This window comes from Methylobacterium sp. GXF4, from assembly GCF_000272495.1.
Classification (GTDB): Bacteria; Pseudomonadota; Alphaproteobacteria; order Rhizobiales; family Beijerinckiaceae; genus Methylobacterium; species Methylobacterium brachiatum.
Window position 1 is genome coordinate 352,448 of the sequence record NZ_AKFK01000051.1, and the last position, 21,086, is coordinate 373,533.

At 68.7% G+C, this 21,086-nt stretch carries 16 protein-coding genes; 3 read left to right on the plus strand and 13 right to left on the minus strand.

Annotated features, from left to right (window positions below; translation table 11 throughout):
• Nucleotides 1–65: 65 nt before the first annotated feature.
• From WYO_RS09625 to coxB, 10 genes are all read right to left on the minus strand, one after another.
• The gene (locus WYO_RS09625; RefSeq protein ID WP_007561723.1) at nucleotides 66–1,322 is read right to left on the minus strand and encodes an SfnB family sulfur acquisition oxidoreductase; all 1,257 of its coding nucleotides are present in this window, start codon (nucleotides 1,320–1,322) and stop codon (nucleotides 66–68) included.
• Nucleotides 1,323–1,371: 49 nt separating this feature from the next.
• Entirely contained in the window at nucleotides 1,372–2,487 is a 1,116-nt protein-coding gene (sfnG, locus tag WYO_RS09630; RefSeq protein ID WP_007561724.1) for a dimethylsulfone monooxygenase SfnG, read from the minus strand.
• A gap of 205 nt (nucleotides 2,488–2,692) precedes the next feature.
• Complete coding sequence (locus tag WYO_RS09635; RefSeq protein ID WP_007561725.1) at nucleotides 2,693–3,451, minus strand: SURF1 family protein; 759 nt, start codon at nucleotides 3,449–3,451, stop codon at nucleotides 2,693–2,695.
• A gap of 8 nt (nucleotides 3,452–3,459) precedes the next feature.
• Nucleotides 3,460–3,834, minus strand: a complete 375-nt coding sequence (locus WYO_RS09640) for a DUF983 domain-containing protein (RefSeq protein WP_007561726.1) — start codon at nucleotides 3,832–3,834, stop codon at nucleotides 3,460–3,462.
• A 149-nt stretch (nucleotides 3,835–3,983) separates the two neighbouring features.
• Nucleotides 3,984–4,844: a cytochrome c oxidase subunit 3 gene (locus tag WYO_RS09645; protein ID WP_007561728.1), complete on the minus strand. Its 861-nt coding sequence runs from the start codon at nucleotides 4,842–4,844 to the stop codon at nucleotides 3,984–3,986.
• A 140-nt stretch (nucleotides 4,845–4,984) separates the two neighbouring features.
• The gene (locus WYO_RS09650; RefSeq protein WP_007561730.1) at nucleotides 4,985–5,596 is read right to left on the minus strand and encodes a cytochrome c oxidase assembly protein; all 612 of its coding nucleotides are present in this window, start codon (nucleotides 5,594–5,596) and stop codon (nucleotides 4,985–4,987) included.
• Nucleotides 5,597–5,604: 8 nt separating this feature from the next.
• Nucleotides 5,605–5,769 carry a hypothetical protein gene (locus WYO_RS31510; protein ID WP_007561732.1) on the minus strand — a complete coding sequence of 55 codons (165 nt, stop codon included), beginning with the start codon at nucleotides 5,767–5,769 and terminating at the stop codon, nucleotides 5,605–5,607.
• 5 nt (nucleotides 5,770–5,774) lie between these two features.
• A complete protein-coding gene (locus tag WYO_RS09660) occupies nucleotides 5,775–6,722 on the minus strand; it encodes a heme o synthase (protein ID WP_007561733.1) in 948 nt (315 codons plus the stop codon).
• 202 nt (nucleotides 6,723–6,924) lie between these two features.
• Complete coding sequence (gene ctaD / locus WYO_RS09665) at nucleotides 6,925–8,553, minus strand: cytochrome c oxidase subunit I (protein WP_007561735.1); 1,629 nt, start codon at nucleotides 8,551–8,553, stop codon at nucleotides 6,925–6,927.
• Between the two features lie 50 nt (nucleotides 8,554–8,603).
• Nucleotides 8,604–9,443, minus strand: a complete 840-nt coding sequence (gene coxB / locus WYO_RS09670; RefSeq protein WP_007561737.1) for a cytochrome c oxidase subunit II — start codon at nucleotides 9,441–9,443, stop codon at nucleotides 8,604–8,606.
• 359 nt (nucleotides 9,444–9,802) lie between these two features.
• Here coxB and fdhD point away from each other — a divergent pair, with 359 nt between their 5' ends.
• Nucleotides 9,803–10,585: a formate dehydrogenase accessory sulfurtransferase FdhD gene (fdhD, locus tag WYO_RS09675; protein ID WP_244424127.1), complete on the plus strand. Its 783-nt coding sequence runs from the start codon at nucleotides 9,803–9,805 to the stop codon at nucleotides 10,583–10,585.
• 2 nt (nucleotides 10,586–10,587) lie between these two features.
• On the opposite strand, the gene WYO_RS09680 is transcribed toward fdhD, so the two are convergent.
• Nucleotides 10,588–11,469 carry a hypothetical protein gene (locus tag WYO_RS09680; RefSeq protein WP_007561739.1) on the minus strand — a complete coding sequence of 294 codons (882 nt, stop codon included), beginning with the start codon at nucleotides 11,467–11,469 and terminating at the stop codon, nucleotides 10,588–10,590.
• Nucleotides 11,470–12,081: 612 nt separating this feature from the next.
• On the opposite strand from WYO_RS09680, the gene gltB reads away from it, so the two are divergent.
• On the plus strand, nucleotides 12,082–16,725 hold the full coding sequence (gene gltB, locus WYO_RS09685) for a glutamate synthase large subunit (RefSeq protein ID WP_165486550.1): 4,644 nt from the start codon (nucleotides 12,082–12,084) through the stop codon (nucleotides 16,723–16,725).
• A gap of 101 nt (nucleotides 16,726–16,826) precedes the next feature.
• Nucleotides 16,827–18,260, plus strand: coding sequence for a glutamate synthase subunit beta (locus WYO_RS09690; RefSeq protein WP_007561741.1), 1,434 nt, complete (start codon nucleotides 16,827–16,829; stop codon nucleotides 18,258–18,260).
• A gap of 54 nt (nucleotides 18,261–18,314) precedes the next feature.
• On the opposite strand, the gene WYO_RS09695 is transcribed toward WYO_RS09690, so the two are convergent.
• Both WYO_RS09695 and WYO_RS09700 read right to left on the minus strand, forming a co-directional pair.
• On the minus strand, nucleotides 18,315–19,745 hold the full coding sequence (locus tag WYO_RS09695; RefSeq protein ID WP_039902641.1) for an SGNH family hydrolase: 1,431 nt from the start codon (nucleotides 19,743–19,745) through the stop codon (nucleotides 18,315–18,317).
• An 85-nt stretch (nucleotides 19,746–19,830) separates the two neighbouring features.
• On the minus strand, nucleotides 19,831–21,036 hold the full coding sequence (locus WYO_RS09700) for a lytic murein transglycosylase (protein WP_007561744.1): 1,206 nt from the start codon (nucleotides 21,034–21,036) through the stop codon (nucleotides 19,831–19,833).
• Nucleotides 21,037–21,086 lie beyond the last annotated feature (50 nt).

Consider the following 21,086-nt stretch of genomic DNA (forward strand, 5'->3'; position numbering starts at 1 on the left):
CACCAAGCGTGTCGGCGTCCCGGAGCCTGCCGCCGGGACGCCGACACGGATTTTCAGTTCACGGCTCAGCTCCAGGCGTGGAACGGCGGCGCGACGCCGTTCAGCGCGTGGTTGCCGACGATGGCGACCTTCCAGCGGACCGGATCGTGCAGGGTATGGGTCCGGGCGTTGCGCCAGTGCCGGTCGAGATTCTCGGCGGCCAGCGTCGAGCGGGTGCCGGAGAGTTCGAACAGCTTGTTGGAGGCGGCCAGGGCGATGTCGGTGGTCAGCACCTTCGCCTCGGCGACCGCGAGTTGCGCGGCGGCAACGCTCTCCGCATCCGGCCGGGCCACCGCCGCATCGAGGGCGAGCCCGGCCTTGTCGAGCAGGGCTTCGGCCGCATGCTGGCGGATGGTGAGGTCGCCCACCGCCTGGATCGTGTAGGGGTCGTCGGAGGCGCGTTCTTGCCCGCTGTCGATCCAGGGCCGCGCCTTCTCGCGCACGAAGCGGATCGTGTCGTTTAGGGCCTCGCGGCCGATGCCGGCATCCACCGCCGCCTGGATGATCTGGAAGATCGCCCCGTCCGCGCTCGGCGCCTCGTAGCCCTTCCAGGCCGGGACCAGGTGGGTCTTCTCCACCCGGACATCCTCGATCAGCACCGTGCCGCTCGCCGTGCCGCGCTGGCCGAAGCTCGACCAATCGTCGATCACGCTGAGCCCGGGCGCGTCCCGCTCGGCGATGGCGTACCAGGCCCGGCCCTCGGCATCGAGGGCGACGATCGGCACGAGATGGGCCAGCAGCGCCCCGGTGGCGTAGAATTTCTGGCCGCGCACGATCACGTGGTCGCCGTGATCGGTGAACCGGGTCTCGAAATCGGCCGCCCGCTTGGTCCCGCGTTCGGAGAAGGCGTTGCCGAACCGGGTGCCGCGCAGGACCTCCCCGAACAGCAGCTGCTTCTGCGGCTCGTCCGAGACCGTCCGGATCGCCGCCACGATTCCCAGATGGTTCTGCGCGATCTGCCCGATCGCCGGATCGGCGGCCGAGATGATCGCGATGACCTGCGCCAGCGTCTTGTAGGAGACCTCCGGGCCGCCATAGGCCCTGGGCACGTTGATCGACCACAGGCCGCTCTGGGAGAAGGCGTCGAGTTCGGCCAGGGGCCGCGCGTGGTTCCGGTCGCGTTCGGACGCACCGAGGCGGAACTCGGCGGCCAGGCGATGGGCCACCGCCAAAGCCTCGGCATCGTCACGGATCACGTGGGCGGGGGAGGGCGGCCGCGCCGGGCCTGGGACGCCCTGGCGTGTCCGGGTTTCGAGCGTGCGCGCATCGACCGCGATGTTCATGGCTCACTCCGAATGGGACGGTTTCGTCTGATGAGATCAGGCGCGGCGATCAGGCCGCCTCGGCGCGGCTCTCGCGCGCGGCCTCGAGCGCCCGGACCCGCGGGATCACATGGGTGCCGAAATACGCGACCTCCTCCTGGAAATGCAGGAAGGCCAGCAGGGCGAGGTCGGCCCCGGCATCCTTGAGCGCCAGGATCCGCTCGGCGATCTGGTCCGGCGTGCCGATCAGGTTGGTCTTGAAGCCGTCGTTGTACTGGACGAGGTCGTTGAAGCTCGACTTCGCCCAGTTGCCCTCGCCCTCGGGGGAGGCCTTGCCGGCATTCTTCACCTCGTGGCCGAACGCCTTCACGGCATCCGGGTCGGCGTTCTCGATGATCTCCTGGAGAACGGCCTGCGCCTCCTCCTCGGTGTCGCGGGCGATCACGAAGGCGTTCACGCCGATGCGCGGGCGGTTGCCGGTTTCGGCGGCCTTGGCGCGGATGTCGTCGACCTGGGCGCGGATGTTCTCCGGCGTGTTGCCGTTGGTGAAATACCAGTCGGAGACGCGGGCCGCCATGTCGCGCGCCGCCCGGGACGAGCCGCCCTGAAAGATCTCCGGCAGCGGATCGGCCGGCTTCGGCTTCAGTGTGTAATCCGTGTAGCGGTAGAAATCGCCCCGGAAGGTGAAGTTGTCCTGCGTCCAGATCCCCCGCAGGCTGCGGATGAATTCCTCGGAGCGGCGGTAGCGCTCGTCATGATCGAGCCAGGGCTCGCCGATCGCCCGGAACTCGCCCGAGAACCAGCCCGACACGATGTTGACGGCGATCCGGCCGTTGGTGAGCTGGGAGATCGTGGCGATCTGCTTGGCCGCCAGCGTCGGATGCCAGGGGCCGGGCAGGAGCGCCGCGATCACCTTGAGCCGGGACGTCGCGGCCAGCAGCGCGTGGCTGAACGCCACCGATTCGTGCTGGTACTCGGCCCCGTAGCCCGCGGTGAAGCGGATCTGGGTCAGGGCGTAGTCGAAGCCCGATTCCTCGGCGATCTGCGCCAGGCGGCGGTTGTAATCGGCGTCCCAACTCGTCCGCTGCGGGATCTTGCTGATCACCAAGCCCCCGGAGACGTTGGGCACCCAATAGGCGAAGCGGATCGGATCAGGCGGCGTGTCTTGGACGAAACCGACGGTCATGGCGCGCTACCTCGTTCGCGCGGAGGCGTTGCTCCGCAGCGTCTGCGATGGGTCGCGGCAAACTGAATACAGGATGCAGATTGCGCGACCGCTCAGGAACACGCAAAGTATTCTGGCTTAGAGGCCACAGGTCAAAGGAAGGCGATGCCGTTTTCGTGGCGATCCGGATGGCATTCTTCTGCCAGAGCCTGCGCCCGATGCGCCTTTATTCTTTGACTGTGCCGGCAGCGTCCGAATCGTGCAGGCGGCGATAGGCGAACACCCCGAAGACGCCGATCAGGCAGGCGGCCAGCGCGAACCACGTGAACGCGTATTGCAGGTGGTTGTTGGGCAGATCGACCTTCAGCTGGCCGCCGCGGGGCCACGTCGTCTGGCCCGGCACCGCGTCCGCCTCGATGAGGTAAGGCGCCGCGTCCGTGATGCCGCGCGCGGCGGCGATGCCGGCGACGTCGCGGTTGAACCACTCGCCCCGGGCGGGATCCGCCTCCGGCACGAACATCGCACGCGGTTCGCTGGCCCGGAGGATCCCGGTCACCGTGGTCGGGCCCTCGATCAGGCCGTCCCTGCGATCGGCCTGGGCCTTCAGCTCGGTCGGGACGAAGCCGCGGTTGATCAGGACCGTGCCGCCATCCGCCCTCAGGAGCGGCGTGATCACGTAGTAGCCTTGCAGCGCCCGGCCGGGCGTCTCGCCGGCCGCCAGGCCGTGGACCAGGGCTTCGCGATCGTTGGCGAAGCGGCCGGACACGCGCACGTGGCGGAACTCGTCCCGCGCCGGATCCCAGGCGTCGGGCGCCGGCGGCGCCACCGGCTCGGCCCTGGTCTGGCGGACGATCCGCGCGATCAGCTCCTCCTTCCAGGTCTTCCGCTCGATCTGCCAGATCCCGAGGCCGAGCAGGATCGCCAGGGCGATCAGGGAGGCGATGCCGGGCGCGACGAGATCGCGCCAGGCGGATGCGCGCGGCATAGCTCGGTTCACTGCTCGAAGCGCCCCTGCTCGGCCTTGTTGCTGTATTGGAGCGCGATCAGCATGCCCTTGAGCGGACGGACCAGGATCAGGCTCAGGCCGATCGACAGGGTGCCGGCGACCAGCGCGTGGACCCAGATCGGCGGCTCGTAAGTGATCTCCATCCAGAGGGCCAGGCCGACCACGAGGAGGCCGACGATGGACATGACAAAGAAGGCCGGTCCGTCGGCCGAATCGAAGCCGGCATAGTCGAGGCCGCAGGCCTCGCAGGACGGGCGCAGGGTCAGGTAGCCCTGGAACAGATGGCCCTCGCCGCAGCGTGGACACCGACCGCGCAGACCCGTGGGGACGGGCGGCGGCTGCGGGTAGGTTCTTTGGTCCACGTCAACACTCCAGACCGGCCCGGGAAGCCGCGTTCGCGCCGCCGCCCGGCCGTCCCCACCGATATGGGGATCGCGCTGCGTTGAACACGAAAAAGGGCGGCCTGAGCCGCCCTTTCACAGGCCCGCCATGCGGTGGCGGGATGGATGCTTCAGTGCGCGGCGCCGTGGAAGACGCCCGAGCCCCAGACGTAGATCGCGGCGAACAGGAACAGCCACACGACATCGACGAAGTGCCAGTACCAGGCCGCGAATTCGAAGCCGAGGTGCTGGCGCGGCGTGAACTGGCCCGCATAGGCGCGGAACAAGCACACGGCCAGGAAGATCGTGCCGATGATGACGTGGGCGCCGTGGAAGCCCGTCGCCATGAAGAAGGTCGACGAGTAGATGCTGCCGGAGAAGCCGAACTCCGCGTGGCTGTACTCGTAGGCCTGGCAGGCGGTGAACAGCACGCCGAGGATGATCGTCAGCCACAGGCCGTATTTCAGGCCCTTGCGGTCCCCGTGCAGCAGGGCGTGGTGCGCCCAGGTGACGGTGGTGCCGGAGGTGAGCAGGATCAGCGTGTTGAGCAGCGGCAGGTGCCAGGGATCGAACGCCTCGATGCCCTTCGGCGGCCAGACGCCGCCGGTGAACTCGACCCGGGAGACCTGGATCGGGTCGGCGGTGTAAAGGGCCGCCTCGAAGTAAGCCCAGAACCACGCGACGAAGAACATCACCTCGGAGGCGATGAACATCATCATGCCGTAGCGGTGATGGAGCTGGACGACGCGCGTGTGATCGCCGGAATTGGCCTCGTGCGCCACGTCCTTCCACCACGCGAACATGGTGTAGAGCACGCCGATCGTGCCGAGGCCGAAAATATAGGGGCCCGGGGTCAGCGTGCCGATCTGGAGGCTCTTCATCCAGAACACGGCGCCGAACGCCATCAGGAAGCCCGAGAAGGCGCCCATCAACGGCCACGGACTCGGGTTCAGAATATGGAAATCGTGATTCTTGGCGTGCGCCTCGGCCATCGTCCCGTCGCTCCTCACCCTGACGCCCCGCGCCGTTCCCGGCATCCGGCCTATCGCTCTTGGCCGGGCGCCGCATACAAGGCGCCCGAGCTTGTCCGCACACTTAGTCGGTGCCGACCTCTGTTGTCACGCATGCGCGATCAGAAATCGCGCTTCGTGCCCGAAGCCCCTGTGGTCGCGACCGCCGCCGTCACCGGCTGGCCGTTCTTCGAGGCGAAATAGGTATATGACAGCGTCATCTCGGAGAGATGCGCGGTGTTCGAGTCCTCCCGGACGGCCGGATCGACGTAGAACACCACCGGCACGTCCAACGTCTCGCCCGGCTGGAGGGTCTGCTCGTTGAAGCAGAAGCAGGCGATCTTGACGAAATAGCTGCCCATCAGGCCAGGCTGGACGTTGAAGGTCGCCACGCCGGTCGAGGGCTTGCTGCTGGTGTTCTGGACCCGGAAGAAGACCGTCTTGGTCTCCCCCAGCTTCGCCTCGACGTTGTTCGCCTCGGGTATGAACTTCCACGGCAGACCGGGGGCGACGTTGGTGTCGAAATGGACGACCATGCTGTCGTCCGCGCGGGCCGCGGAACTCGCCAGGGCCGGACCCTGGCGCGGCGTGCCGTCATAGCCGGTCGCCTTGCAGAACGCGTCGTAGAGCGGCACCGACGCGAAGGCGAGACCGATCATGCCGAGGGCCAGGCCGGCGCAGGCAATCGCCGTGCGTCGGGCACCGCGGCTGGATGGGGGGCGGGATGCGGTCATCGTGCGCCTCAGAGCGGTCGGCTGAGGATCTGCGGGCCGAGCTTGACGATCGTCAGCACGAAGAACAGCAGGACCCAGGCGCCCAGCGCCAGAGCGATCGCCACCGAACGCTTGCGGCGCCGCGCCTCTTCCGCGGGGGTGAGCTGACGCTGCGGGACCTCGGGATCCGGCATCGCGGTCAGACCAGCGGCCGGAACAGGCCGAAGCTCTGCTCGGCCAGCAGCGCCGAGAACAGCGCGAACAGGTAGAGGATCGAGAACCCGAACATGCCCATGGCGGCCCGCTTCTCGGCCTCGCCCTCGCGGTTCTTCAGGACGCGGATGCTGAAGGCCAGCATGCCGAGGCCGCCGACGACGCCGATCACCGCGTAGAGCAGGCCGCCGAAGCCCAGGGCCACCGGCACGAGGCCGAGCGGGGCAAGGAACACGGTGTACCAGACGATCTGACGGCGGGTGGAGGCCGGGCCGGCGACGTTGGGCATCATCGGGATGCCGGCGCGGGCATATTCCTCGGCCTTGATCAGCGCGAGCGCCCAGAAGTGGGGCGGCGTCCAGATGAAGATGATCGCGAACAGGACCAGGGACTCGATCCCGACCGAGCCCGAGACCACGGCCTGACCGATCACCGGCGGGAGCGCGCCGGCGGCACCGCCGATCACGATGTTCTGCGCGGTCGCCCGCTTCAGCCACATCGAGTAGATCACGGCATAGAAGACGATCGTGAAAGCGAGCAGACCCGCAGCGAGCCAGTTCGCGGCGAGGCCCAGCACCAACACGGACGCTACCGACAGGAACAGGCCGAAGCCGAGCGCCTCCTCGGAGGAGATCCGGCCGGCTGGAATCGGGCGCTGCGCGGTCCGGGTCATCACGGCGTCGATATCGGCGTCCCACCACATGTTGAGGCAGCCGGAGGCCCCGGCGCCGACCGCGATGGCCAGCAGCGAGATCACGCCGATCGCCGGCTGCACATGGCCTTGCGAGACGACCATGCCGACCAGGGCGGTGAAGATGACGAGAACCATCACCCGCGGCTTGAGCAGGGCGAAATAGTCCGGCACGTCGCCGCCGACGGCCGTGAAGGCCGGGGCCGGTGCGTCCGGTCCGATCGTGTTGGTCAGGCTCGTCATCGCGTCTGCCGCTGCTGTATCGGCGCCCGGCCACGCGCGTCACGGCCGGGTCGCGTTTCGAAATCGACTAGTTCCAAGGGTCGGCGCGCGTGGAACACGCGGCCCGTGCGGATCGCCCGTCTCGGTCGCCCTTGCCGGGAGGTCGCCGTCGCGGCCTCCGGGGAAGGGCGAGGGCCGCGGATGCGGCCCTCGTGAGGATGGATCAGTGCGCGCCCGGCTCGTCGACGATGCGCGGCAGGGTCTCGAACTGGTGGAAGGGCGGCGGGGAGGGGAGCGTCCACTCGAGGGTGGTCGCGCCTTCGCCCCACGGATTGTCCGCAGCCCGCTCCTTCGACCGGAAGGCCAGCACGACGCCGATGATGAAGACGAACATGCTGAGGCCGAAGATGTGGCCGCCGTAGGTGGAGACCTTGTGCCAGGCCGCGAAGGCATCCGGATAGTCGGCGTAGCGACGCGGCATGCCGGCCAGCCCGAGGAAGTGCATCGGGAAGAACAGGACGTTCGCGCCGATGAAGGCCAGCCAGAAGTGCAGCTTGCCGGCCCATTCCGGGATGATGTGACCGGTCATCTTCGGGAACCAGTAGTAGACGCCGGCGAAGATGATGAACACCGCGCCCAGCGACAGCACGTAGTGGAAGTGCGCCACGACGTAGTAGGTGTCGTGCAGGTACTTATCCACCGCCGAGTTGGCCAGCACGACGCCGGTCACGCCGCCGACGGTGAACAGGAAGATGAAGCCCACGGCCCAGTGCATCGCCGCGGTGAAGCGGATCGAGCCGCCCCACATCGTGGCGATCCACGAGAAGATCTTCACGCCCGTGGGCACCGCGATCACCATGGTGGCGAACACGAAGTAGGACTGCGTCTGCAGCGACAGGCCGACCGTGTACATGTGGTGGGCCCAGACCACGAAGCCGACGACGCCGATCGCGACCATCGCGTAGGCCATCGCGAGGTAGCCGAAGACCGGCTTGCGCGAGAACGTGGCGATGATGTGCGAGACGATGCCGAAGGCCGGCAGGATCATGATGTAGACTTCGGGGTGACCGAAGAACCAGAACAGGTGCTGGTACAGGATCGGGTCACCGCCGCCGGCCGGGTCGAAGAAGGTCGTGCCGAAGTTGCGGTCGGTGAGCAGCATCGTGATGGCGCCCGCGAGCACTGGCAGCGACAGCAGCAGCAGGAAGGCGGTGACCAGCTCGGCCCAGGCGAAGAGCGGCATCTTGTGCAGCGTCATGCCCGGGGCGCGCATGTTCAGGATCGTGGTGATGAAGTTGATCGCCCCGAGGATGGAGCCCGCGCCGGACAGGTGCAGGGCGAAGATCGCGAAGTCGACGGCCGGGCCGGGATGGCCGGCGGTGGAGAGGGGCGGATAGACCGTCCAGCCGGTGCCGGCGCCGGATGCGCCCGGGGCGCCCTCGACGAACAGCGAGCACAGCAGGGAGCAGAAGCCCGCCACCGTGAGCCAGAACGAGATGTTGTTCATGCGCGGGAACGCCATGTCCGGCGCGCCGATCATGAGGGGCACGAACCAGTTGCCGAAGCCGCCGATCAGTGCCGGCATCACCATGAAGAACACCATGATGAGACCGTGGCCCGTGACGAACACGTTGTAGGTCGCGGGATTCGAGAAGTACTGCAGCCCCGGCTCCTCCATCTCCATCCGGATACCGAAGGAGAGGAACGCGCCGATCATGCCGGCGCAGAAGGCGAAGAGCAGATAGAGGGTGCCGATGTCCTTGTGGTTCGTCGACAGGAACCAGCGGGCGAAGAACGACGGCTTATGGTCGTGGACCTCGTGGGCCTCGGCATGGGCTGCGGCTGTAGCCATGGATTCGGGTGCCTTGTGGATCTGACGGGTTCTGTTCGGTCAACCGGAGCTTAGCGAGCCTCGGCGAAGCTCGTGCCGTTGCCGATGCGGGCGTACTTGGTCTTCGCCTCCTTCAGCCAGTCGGCATAGGCCTGCTCGCTGACCACGCGCACGACGATCGGCATGTAGGCGTGACGCTGGCCGCAGAGCTCGGAGCACTGGCCGTGGAACGTGCCTTCCTTGTCGGCCCGGAACCACATCTGGTTCAGGCGGCCCGGCACGGCGTCGATCTTGAAGCCGAAGGCCGGCATCGCCCAGGAATGCAGCACGTCCGCGGCGGTGACCTGGATCTTCACGATCTTGCCCAGCGGCACGACCATCTCGTTGTCGGTCTGGAGCAGGCGGGGCTGCTTGTCCTCGTCGATGTTGGCATCGAACGTGAAGCCGCCGCCGGCCTCGGTCTGCGGGTACTCGTAAGACCAGTACCAGGCGTGACCGATGACCTTCACGATCATGTCGGCCTTCGGATCGGCCAGCTGCGTGCGCAGCAGCCGGAAGGACGGGATCGCCACAGCGACCAGGATCAGCACCGGCACGATCGTCCAGGCGATCTCGATCGCGGTGTTGTGGGTGGTGCGCGACGGGGTCGGGTTGGTCTTCTCGTTGAAGCGGAAGACGCACCACAGAATCAGGGCCAGCACGAAGACCGAGATGGCCAGCGAGAGCCAGTGCAGGCCGATCTCGAAGCTGAGGATATCGCGCGCGTTCTCGGTGACCGGGATCTGCCGGCTCATCTCCCACGGCACCGGCTGTCCGAAGCCGGCCGCGAGCGCACCGGATGTCGGGGTGAGCAAAGCGCCGAGGGCGGCGAGGCTCCAGGGTGATCGGGTGATCGTCCGCACCGTCCGCATCTGCCTCTCGTTGCTCCCCGTACGATTTGGTTTCCCGGCGGCCTTTCCCGTCTTGATTGAGCGCGGGATGGTGCCGACGTGACGGACTGCCGGTTGTGTTACCCGGCGTGTATCCGATCGCGGCTTCAGATCACAAGGGCGGTCGGGGTGCAACCGCACAAGCGTCGCAGCGCGCCGATTCCAGCGCTTTCCCGAGCCGCCGGAGCGATGTTGGCCGGACCTTTCGCTGCCTTCGATTCTGTTCGGACGCCTCGGAAACGCGATGTCAGCAATGCTATGGGACCGCGTCGGAGCATTGGATGTTGATGAAACCTGAGGCGCGCGCGCTGGGGCTTCCGCCTTGCACGGTCCGGGCACCGATGCAGGTCGTCGCCTACACGGCCGGTAATCCCGAGGCGGGGGTGCGGTCTTTGGCCGTCGAAGCGCCGGTCAACCTCATCTACGGCAGCGTGCCGCATGCCGTGATGATGGCGACGCCGGCCGACCTGGAAGATTTCGCCTACGGCTTCAGCCTGACGGAGGGGATCGTCGAATCCGGAGATGAGATCCGCGAAACGCGGGTCGAAGCCGCGCCGGATGGGCTGCGCCTGCATGTCGAGCTCGCCCCCGGCCGCTTGCGGGAGCATCTGGCGCGCAAACGCGCGATCAGCGGCCGGACCGGCTGCGGTGTCTGCGGGATCGAGGATCTGGCCGAGCTGCCCAGGGCCGAGATGCGGGAGGCGCCGGATGTTCGCGTCGCGCTCCCGGCAATCGCCCGGGCACTCGGGGGGCTCGATGCCGCCCAAGTCCTGGGTGCCGAGACCCGCGCGGTTCACGCCGCGGCCTGGGCCCGGCTCGACGGTACGCTGGTCGCGGTGCGGGAGGATGTCGGCCGGCACAATGCCCTGGACAAGCTGATCGGCGCGCTGATGCGGGCCGGCACCGACACCGCGGACGGCTTCCTGGTGATCACCAGCCGGTGCTCGTTCGAGATGGTCGAGAAGGCCGCGCGGCTCGGCGCCGCTGTGATCGTCGCGATCTCGGCCCCGACCTCTCTCGCCCTGGAGCGCGCGACGATGCACGGGATCACGCTCTGCGCGATCGCCCGCTCCGACACGCTGACGGTCTTCAGTGGGGCCGAACGGCTGGTCCCGGGCGCGTAGCGCTACTGAGCCGCGGAGGGCTCTTTCTCGGACGGGCCGGGGACGATGGTGGCGCCGCCGATGATTCGCACCGGCTTCTTGTCCGGCGGCGGATCCTTCCAATCCTGCGCCGCAGGCTTGGGCGCCTCGGCCACGGCGCCCGAGGCCGGCTTGGCCGGCGCGGCATTCGCGGGGGCCGGATTCGCCTCCGGTGCCTTCTCGATCGCGGCGGATTTGGTATCCGGCTTCGCGGCATCCGCGGGATCGGCCTTGGCCGCCTCGGCGGGTGCGATCTTGGGTGCCGGCGCCTCGGGCGTCGTGCGCAGCGCGGGCTTCGCCTCCGGCTGGCGACCGGGCTGGGCCGCCCGGGCGACCTTGCGCGGCGCATCCGGGCGCGCACGGCCGTCGGGATTGAGCCCATCGGGATTGGCATCCGGGCGCAGGGCCTCGGGATTGGCGCGGCGCAGCGGCCGGGCGGCCGGGGGCGGGACGTCGTCGGGCGTCGCCGGCCGCAGGATACGGCGCGGCGCGGCGTCCTCCTCGGTCCAGCCGAAGCCGGGGGCGGGCCGCTCGAGCCGGGCGTAGCTCTCCGGTGCGCCGAGCCGCTGCCGCCCGACGATCGCGCCCGCGGCGGGATCGATGAACAGCCGCATCGGAACGCCCGTGGGGCTGACGGCGTCGACGACGTAGACGCGCCCGTCGAAGCGCGGGCGGCTCACACCGCTGAACCCGCGATCGGCCAGGCGCCACGCGATCACACGCGGCGGGAGGATCTCGTCTTCGAAAGCGAATTGCGCGCTGGCGCCGTGGCAGAGAGCCAGGAGCGCGCTGCCGGACACCAAGGCCGCACAGAGGGCACGCGTCGTTGCGCGCCGGGCGCGGCTGGCCAGTCTGTTCTCGCTCATCACTCTGGTGCGTTCCCGTCTTGGAGACCCGGCAGAGTAACCGGTTCCGGCATGGTCCGGGCCGGTTTGCCCAGACCTCGACCATGCCGGCGAGGTCGTTGCCCCGCATGCCGCTTGTGCTCGGCATGGATCGTAGACCGCGTGATTCGGGCGAGATTGCGGAAGACACTGGTGAACAGGCGTTTAAGCCAAGTCGCCGATGCCGCGCCTACGCGCTCGCGCAGTCCCTTGCTGAAACGGTTTCAATCTGCCAATTTTGCGACTTAGGACAGTACGACTGTCCCATTGGCCGCGCATGCGAGCCGTCTCCGTCTCGCGCGCCAGCGAGAAATCCGGCAGATGGTGTCGAGCGCGCCAGCGCGCCGCTCCTGGAGCGGTCCGGGTTCTCGATGAACGGAGGTCGACGGACACGTCCCTGTGGGGACCGACCGGATCGCCTGCGGCATCGGGTCGGGGCGCCGGCCGGTTGTAGCTCGCGGGCATGGAACATGCTCGCGGACGCGCCGACGGTGGGGGATCGAGGGAAGGACGAGACGAAGCATGGCCCAGCGCGGACCCGCCGAAGAGTTTGCCGCTTCCGAGTTCCAGGCTGTCGCCCCGCGCGGCGGCGCGATGCCGCTCACGGTGCGCGATCCCGCTCTGCCCAAAGCCGAGGGCGCCTACGATCCGGCCAATGAGCGCGATGCCTGCGGCGTCGGCTTCATCGCCGACATGCACGACCGCCGGACCCATGCCATCGTCCAGCAGGGCCTGAAGATCCTCGAGAATCTCGACCATCGCGGCGCGGTGGGCGCGGATCCGAAGATGGGCGACGGCTGCGGTATCCTCACCCAGATTCCGCACGGCTTCTTCGCCGACGAGTGCTCGCGGCTCGGTTTCGAGCTGCCGCCGGCGGGGCAATACGCCATCGGCCAGCTGTTCATGCCCAAGGCCGAGGAGCCCCGGGCGATCATCCAGGGCATCATCGAGGCGGCCCTGGCGGATGAGGGCCTGCCGCTGCTCGGCTGGCGCGACGTGCCGGTCGACCCGGAGGATCTCGGCGTCGCCGTGAAGGCCACCGAGCCGCATCACCGGCAGGTGTTCATCGGTCGTCCGGCCTCGGTCACCGACCAGGATACGTTCGAGCGGCGCGTCTTCGTCGCCCGCAAGGTGATCTCGAACAAGGTCTACGCCCTCGACGATCCGCGGGTGAAGGAATTCTACCCCGTGTCGGTCTCGACCCGGACCATCGTCTACAAGGGCATGGTGCTGGTCACGCAGATCGGTGACTACTTCCTCGACCTGAAGGACGAGCGGTTCGTCTCGGCGATCGCCCTGGTCCACCAGCGCTTCGCCACCAACACGTTCCCGACCTGGCGGCTGTCGCACCCCTACCGGATGGTCGCCCATAACGGCGAGATCAACACGCTGCGCGGCAACGTCAACTGGATGGCGGCGCGCCAGGCGAGCGTCGATTCGGACCTGTTCGGCAACGACATCTCGAAGCTCTGGCCGATCTCCTACGAGGGCCAGTCCGACACCGCCTGCTTCGACAACGCCCTCGAGTTCCTCGTGCAGGGCGGCTACCCGCTCGCCCACGCCATGATGATGCTGATCCCGGAGGCCTGGGCCGGCAATCCGCTCATGAGCGAGGAGCGGCGCGCCTTCTACGAGTACCACGCCGCCCTGATGGAGCCGTGGGACGGCCCGGCAGCCGTGGCCTTTACGGATGGCCGGCAGATCGGCGCCACCCTCGACCGGAACGGCCTGCGCCCGGCCCGCTACATCGTCACCGATGACGGGCTGGTCGTGCTCGCCTCCGAGATGGGCACGCTGCCGATCCCGGACGAGAAGATCGTCCAGTCCTGGCGCCTCCAGCCGGGCCGGATGCTGCTGATCGACCTGCAGAAGGGCCGGATCGTCTCCGACGAGGAGATCAAGGGCGAGCTCGCCGCCGCGCATCCCTATGCCGACTGGGTCAAGAACACCCAGATCGTGCTGGAGGATCTCAAGCCCGTCGTGGCGCGGGAGACCCGCTCCGACGTGAGCCTGCTCGATCGCCAGCAGGCCTTCGGCTACACCCAGGAAGACCTGAAGCTGCTGATGCAGCCCATGGCCGTCACCGGCCAGGAGGCGGTCGGCTCGATGGGCACGGATACGCCGCTCTCGGCGCTCTCCGAGAAGTCGAAGCTGCTCTACACCTACTTCAAGCAGAACTTCGCGCAGGTCACCAACCCGCCGATCGACCCGATCCGGGAAGAGGCGGTGATGAGCCTCGTCTCGTTCATCGGGCCGCGGCCGAACCTGCTCGACATGGAGGGCGCGTCCCGGCGCAAGCGCCTGGAGGTCCGCCAGCCGATCCTGACCAACGGCGACCTCGAGAAGATCCGCTCGATCGGCCATTTCGAGGACCGGTTCGACACCAAGACCCTGGACATGACCTACCCGGCCGAGATGGGCGCGCAGGCCATGGACGGCGCGCTCGACCGGCTCTGCGACCGGGCCGAGGCGGCGGTGCGCGGTGGCTACAACATCATCGTGCTCACCGACCGGGCGGTCGGGCCGGACCGGATACCGATCCCGGCGCTGCTCGCCACCGCGTCCGTGCACAACTACCTGATCCGCAAGGGGCTTCGCACCTCGGTCGGCCTCGTGGTCGAATCGGGCGAGCCGCGCGAGGTGCACCATTTCGCCTGCCTGGCCGGCTACGGTGCCGAGGCGGTGAACCCCTACCTCGCCTTCGAGACGCTCTTGGCGATGAAGAACGAGTTCCCGCCGGACCTCACGGACGACGAGATCATCTACCGCTACATCAAGGCGATCGATAAGGGCCTGCTCAAGGTCATGTCCAAGATGGGCATCTCGACCTACCAGTCCTATTGCGGCGCGCAGATCTTCGACGCGGTCGGCCTGAACTCGACCTTCGTCAGCCGGGACTTCTTCGGCACAGCCACGACCATCGAGGGCGTCGGTATGGCCGAAGTCGCGGAAGAGACGGTGCGCCGTCACCGCGACGCCTTCGGCGACGCGCCGATCTACCGGAACGCCCTCGATGTCGGCGGCGAGTACGCCTACCGGCTGCGCGGCGAGGCCCATACCTGGACGCCCGACACGATCGCGACGCTCCAGCACGCGGTGCGCCTCAACGTGCCCGAGCGCTACCGCGAATATGCCGCGCTGGTGAACCGGCAGGAGAACCAGCTCAAGACCCTACGCGGGCTGTTCCGGCTCAAGTCGGCGGCCGAGCTCGGCCGCGCGCCGGTGCCGCTGGATTCGGTCGAGCCGGCCGCCGAGATCGTCAAGCGCTTCGCCACGGGGGCGATGTCCTACGGGTCGATCTCGAAGGAAGCGCACGAGACGCTGGCGATCGCACTGAATTCCTTCGGCGGACGGTCGAATTCCGGCGAAGGCGGCGAGGAGGTCGAGCGGTTCAAGCCGCTGCCGGACGGGCGCTCGCGCCGGTCCGCGATCAAGCAGATCGCCTCGGGCCGCTTCGGCGTCACGACGGAATACCTCGTGAATTCCGACATGATGCAGATCAAGGTCGCGCAGGGCGCCAAGCCCGGCGAGGGCGGTCAGCTGCCCGGCCACAAGGTCGACGCCAAGATCGCCAAGGTCCGCTACGCCACGCCGGGCGTCGGCCTGATCTCGCCGCCGCCGCATCACGACATCTACTCGATCGAAGATCTGGCCCAGCTGATCTTCGACCTGAAGAACGTGAACCCGTCGGCCGACGTGTCGGTCAAGCTCGTCTCCGAGGTCGGCGTCGGCACCGTCGCGGCGGGCGTCGCCAAGGCGCGCGCCGACCACATCACGATCTCGGGCTATGACGGTGGCACCGGCGCCGCGCCGCTGACCTCGCTGAAGCATGCGGGCGGCCCCTGGGAGACCGGCCTCGCCGAGACCCAGCAGACGCTGGTCCTCAACGGCCTGCGCGGCCGCGTCGCCCTCCAGGCTGATGGCGGCATCCGCACCGGCCGCGACGTCGTCATCGCCGCCCTGCTCGGCGCCGACCAGATGGGCTTCTCGACCGCGCCGCTGATCGCGGCCGGCTGCATCATGATGCGTAAGTGCCACCTCAACACCTGCCCGGTGGGCGTGGCCACGCAGGACCCGGTCCTGCGCAAGCGCTTCAAGGGCACGCCCGAGCATGTGGTGAACTACTTCTTCTTCGTGGCGGAGGAGGTGCGCGAGATCCTGGCCTCGCTCGGCTTCACCAAGCTCGAGGAAGCGGTCGGCCGGTCGGACGTGCTCGACAAGGTCGAGGCCATCGCCCACTGGAAGGCGCGCGGGCTCGACTTCACCAAGCTGTTCCACCGTCCGAAGGTGGCCGAAGGCATCGCCATCCGGCACGTGGAGCGGCAGCACCACCCGATCGACACGGTCCTCGACCGGCGCCTGATCGAGAAGGCCAAGCACGCCATCGAGACCGGCGAGCCGGTGGTGGTCACCGACACGATCCGGAACTCGGACCGGGCCGCGGGCGCGATGCTGTCCGGCATGGTCGCCAAGGCCCACGGCCACGAGGGGCTGCCCGACGACACCATCGTGGTGAAGCTGTCGGGCACGGCCGGCCAGAGCTTCGGCGCCTGGGTCGCGGCCGGCGTCACCATCGAGCTCACCGGCCACGGCAACGACTATGTCGGCAAGGGTCTGTCGGGCGGCAAGCTGATCATCCGGCCGAGCGACGCGCTGAAATCGCCCGCGGACCGGACCATCATGGTCGGCAACACCGTGCTCTATGGGGCGATCGCCGGCGAGTGCTACATCCGCGGCGCCGCGGGCGAGCGCTTCGCGGTGCGCAATTCCGGCGCGATCACCGTGGTCGAGGGCATGGGCGACCATGGCTGCGAGTACATGACCGGCGGCGTCGTGGTGTCGATCGGCGAGACCGGGCGCAACTTCGCGGCCGGCATGTCGGGCGGCATCGCCTACGTGCTCGACGAGGACGGCTCGTTCTCGGCTCGCTGCAACCTCTCGATGGTCGATCTGGAGCCGGTCGAGGAGGAGGACGACCTGATGCGCCGCTTCCACCAGGACGGCGATCTGGAGACCAAGGGGCGCGTCGACATCTTGGCCGACATGTCCGGCCATGACGAGGAGCGCCTGAGCCAGCTGATCACCAACCATCTCAAATATACGGGCAGCCCGCGGGCCAAGCAGATCCTCGACGACTGGGCGAGCTTCCGCACCAAGTTCGTCAAGGTGATGCCGGTGGAATACCGCCGCGCGCTGCGCGAGATGGAGATGGCGCGGATGCCGGTGGCGGCGGAGTAGAGCTCTCAGTATCGGCGCCCGCGCGAAACGGGCGCCGATCGCGGAATGAAGGTCTCATAGGCTGCAGCATCGGTCGATCTGCGGGCCTCAAGGGTTGATCGATGGGCAAGATCACGGGTTTCCTCGAGTTCGACCGGCAGGAGCAGAAGTACCAGCTCGCGGCCGACCGCGTTCGGCACTTCCGCGAGTTCACGCTGCCGCTGGACGAGCACGACCTGACCAAACAGGCGGCGCGCTGCATGGATTGCGGCATCCCGTTCTGCCACGGCCCGACCGGCTGCCCGGTCCACAACCAGATCCCGGACTGGAACGACCTCGTGTTCCAGTCGGATTGGGAGGAAGCGTCGCGCAACCTCCACTCCACCAACAACTTCCCCGAATTTACCGGCCGCGTCTGCCCCGCGCCCTGCGAGGAGGCGTGCACGCTCAACCTCGAGAACCAGCCGGTCGCCATCAAGACGATCGAGCAGGCGATCGCCGACCGCGCCTGGAACATGGGCTGGATCAAGCCCGAGCGGGCCGCGGTGCGCACCGGCAAGCGTGTGGCGATCGTCGGTTCCGGCCCCGCCGGTCTCGCGGCAGCCCAGCAGCTCGCCCGGGTCGGCCACGACGTCCACGTGTTCGAGCGCGAGCCGAAGGCCGGCGGCCTGCTCCGCTACGGCATCCCCGACTTCAAGATGGAGAAGCGCCACATCGACCGCCGCGTGCGGCAGATGGAGGCCGAGGGCGTCGTCTTCCACTACAACCAGAATATCGGCGTGACCAAGCCGGTGGACGAGCTGAAGGCCGAGTTCGACGCGGTGATGTTCTGCGGCGGCGCGGAGGATCCGCGTAACCCGCAGCTCCCCGGTCAGGAGCTGGAGGGCGTCCACTACGCGATGCCGTATCTCGTCCAGTCGAACCGGCGCGTGGCGGCCGAGCCGATGCGCGGCAACGGCGAGGCGCCGATCCTGGCCTCAGGCAAGAACGTCGTGGTGATCGGCGGCGGCGACACGGCGTCGGACTGCGTCGGCACCGCCTTCCGCCAGGGCGCCCTGTCGGTGACCCAGCTCGACATCCGCCCCCGCCCGCCCGAGCGCGAGGACAAGCTGACGGTGTGGCCGTACTGGCCGACCAAGATGCGGACCTCGTCCAGTCAGGCCGAGGGCGCGGAGCGCGAGTTTCAGGCGGCGACCTTGCGGCTCGACGGCAACAAGAAGGGCCGGCTGACCGGCGTGGTCTGCGCGCGGGTCGATGCCAAGCGTCAGCCGATCCCCGGCACCGAGTTCATCCTGCCGGCCGACCTCGTGTTCATGGCCATCGGCTTCGCCGGCTCGGTGCAGAAGGGGCTCCTCGAGCAATCCGGCATCAGCGTCAGCAAGCGCGGCAATGTCGAGGCGAACGAGGAGGATTACCGCACCTCGGACGCGAAGATCTGGAGCGCCGGCGATATGCGCCGGGGCCAGTCGCTGGTGGTCTGGGCGATCCGCGAGGGTCGTCAGGCGGCCCGCGCCATCGACGAGACCCTGATGGGTGCGAGCGTCCTGCCGCGTTAGGCGGCGCCGCGGTTCGCCGGCGCGGGTCGCAAGACCCGCGCCGATGCTGTTTCGTCAGCCGGGCGGCCAACGGAAATCGTCGGCGCGACCGGGCTGAGGCGGGGGCGCAGCACCCCGCACGAGCGTCCGCTCGACGGTGCCGAGATTGTCGCCGTCGCGCGGCCGGCCGGTGAGCAATGCCCCGCCGGGGAAGACTTCGGTCCGGCCGAGCGGCACGACCGGGCCGGCCACGGGCTTGACCGGCAGGGCCGGGACCCCTGGCGGCTCCGGCAGGCTCGGCAGCATCGCGGTGATCTGGCGATCGATCGTCGCCGTGTCGGTGGGCTGACCGGAGCCGTCGAGGCTCGGACCCGAGGTCGAGCCCGGAATCCCGGGGGTGATGGTCGCGGTGGGCGGCGGCTCGGTCAGCGCCGGGGCGGCGGTGCCCATCAGCCGCTTCAGCTCGACATCGGCGAAATGGGCGAGCTTCCGGTCGCCCGCCTTGGTGAAATGCACGCCGTCGGCGGTCCGAAGCTTGGCGATCTGGCCCTCCGGATCGGGGCCGGACGCGGCGTAGCGGTCCCGGTCGTCGACGAAGCCCGGCCAGATGTCGACATAGGTCGCGCCGGCCTTCGTCACGCTGTCCCGGACAATGTCGTTGATGCTGGCGAGGTCCCGGCTCAGCGACTCCCTCTGCACCGGCGGGAGGCCGACCCAGACGAGCGGGATCTTGTGATCGGCGAACACCTTCACGAGGGCGTCCACCCGCGCGCGGTACAGGGCCTTCCAGCGATCGGTCAGCGGCTCGGCCGTCTCCTCACCCTCGCGGATCGGCTGCCGGTCGTTGGCGCCCAGCATCACGAGCCCGTAGCGGACCTTCGGGTTACCGCGGAGGTAATCCTCGGCACTCTTCGCCCAATCGACCACGTCCTTGCGCACGAGCCCGCTATCGCCCTTCGCGCGATCGACGATAGCGATGTCGGCATTGTCCTCGAAGACGTCGTCGAGGCCGCGGGCGAGATGGTCCGCCAGCGAATCGCCGAACACCGCGATCTGCACGTTCGGCGCGGTCTTGGCGACGGCCGGCTTCGGCGGCGTCGGGGCCCGGGCGGGCCGCTCCCGGCGCTTGATCACGGGCGGGGGGCGTTGGGCGTCGGCGGTGCCGTAATTGCTGCGCGGGCGCGGGGCCCGGTAGGTGCGCTCCGGCGCGGGGGCGACCTGTTGCGGCCGATCCTCCCAGGGCCAGTAGAACTGGCGCGGCGCCTCCTGGGGCGGAGCGTAGCGGGGCTGGCGCGCGTAGGATCCGTCGTCCCGGTAATACGCGTCGCGCGGGCGACGCCGCGGCGGCGCCTCGTAATAGGTCCCGTTTCCCGGCTGCTGGTAGCTGTCGCCCCACTGCGCCTGAGCAGGCGTGCCGCCCACCAGCGCAAGACCCGCTTCGCACAGCAGGAGGCCCAACCCGAGGAGGGCCGGACGGGTCGTGCGACGCCAGACAGCGACTTTCATGCGCATCCCGCATTCCAAACGCGACCGGATGCCGATCGGTCCACGGCACTATACGGGAGACCGTCGCGCACGTCTAAACCGGGCGCTATCGACCGGGGCCGTGTCGGTCCCGGACATGGTCGAGGAGGGCCGGCGTGGCGTAGCCATCCGCCTGAAGGCCCGCGCCGATCTGGTAACGGCGCACCGCCTCGCGCAGTTTCGGCCCGGCGCGGCCATCGATCGGGCCGTCGTAGGCGCCGGCCGCTGCCAAGCCGGACTGAAGCGCGCGCAGCCCCGCCCCGTCGAGCCGCGGGCCCGTCGGCCAGGGCGCCGCCAGGCCCGGACCGCCATCGAGGCGGTCGGCGAGGTGCCCGACCGCCAGCGCGTAGGAATCCGACGTGTTGTAGCCGCGGATCACCTCGAAATTGCCGGTGATCAGGAAGGCCGGCGCGCCGAGACCACCGGGCAGGAACAGGCTGGCCTTTCCCTGCTCCGGCAGGGGCTTGCCGTCCGCGCGCCGGACTCCGCGAGCCGTGAATTTGCCGAGGTCCCCGGTGTAGTCGGCGAGGTCGAACCCTTCGGGCAGGCGCACTTCGTAGCCCCAGGACACGGCCGGATCCCAACCGAGATCCTTGAGGTAGGCCGCGATGGATGCCAGTGAATCCGCGTCGCTCGTCCAGATATCCCGGCGGCCGTCGCCATCGAAATCGACAGCGTGCGCGAGATAGGTCGAGGGCAGGAACTGGACCTGCCCCATGGCGCCGGCCCAACTTCCGCGCATCCGGTCGGGCGTGATGTCACCCCGCTGGAGTATGGTGAGGGCGGCGAGGAGCTCGTCGCGAAACAGCGTGCCGCGATGCTTCGCCTCCGCCAGGGTCGCGAGCGCCCGGACGGTCGAGACGCTCCCGGCGCTCGCGCCGAAATCCGATTCGATGCCCCAGAAGGCCAGCATCACCGAGCCCGGAACCCCGTAGCGCCGCTCGATGGCCGTGATCGTCTGCGCGAGGGCAGCCGCGCGGGCGCGCCCGCGGGTGATCCGGCCGGCCGAGACGGCGCTCACCAGATAGTCCCAGACCGGGCGGACGAACTCGCCCTGCTGCTTCGTCCGGGCCAAAATTCCAGGATCGGGCGCCGAGATGACCCGGAACGCCGCCGCGAAGGTCTCGGGGGACACGCCGCGGGCTTCCGCATCGGGACGCAGGGACGCGATGAACGCCTGGAATGCGCCGTCGGACGCCGCCGGCTTCGCGGCTGAGGCGAGGCCCGGGGCGAGGCATAGGGCGGCTGCGAGCAGCGCGCGGCGGGAGGGCATCGGCTCAGATCCGATTGCGCGTACTGAGTTTGTCCTCCCAGGCGAGCGCC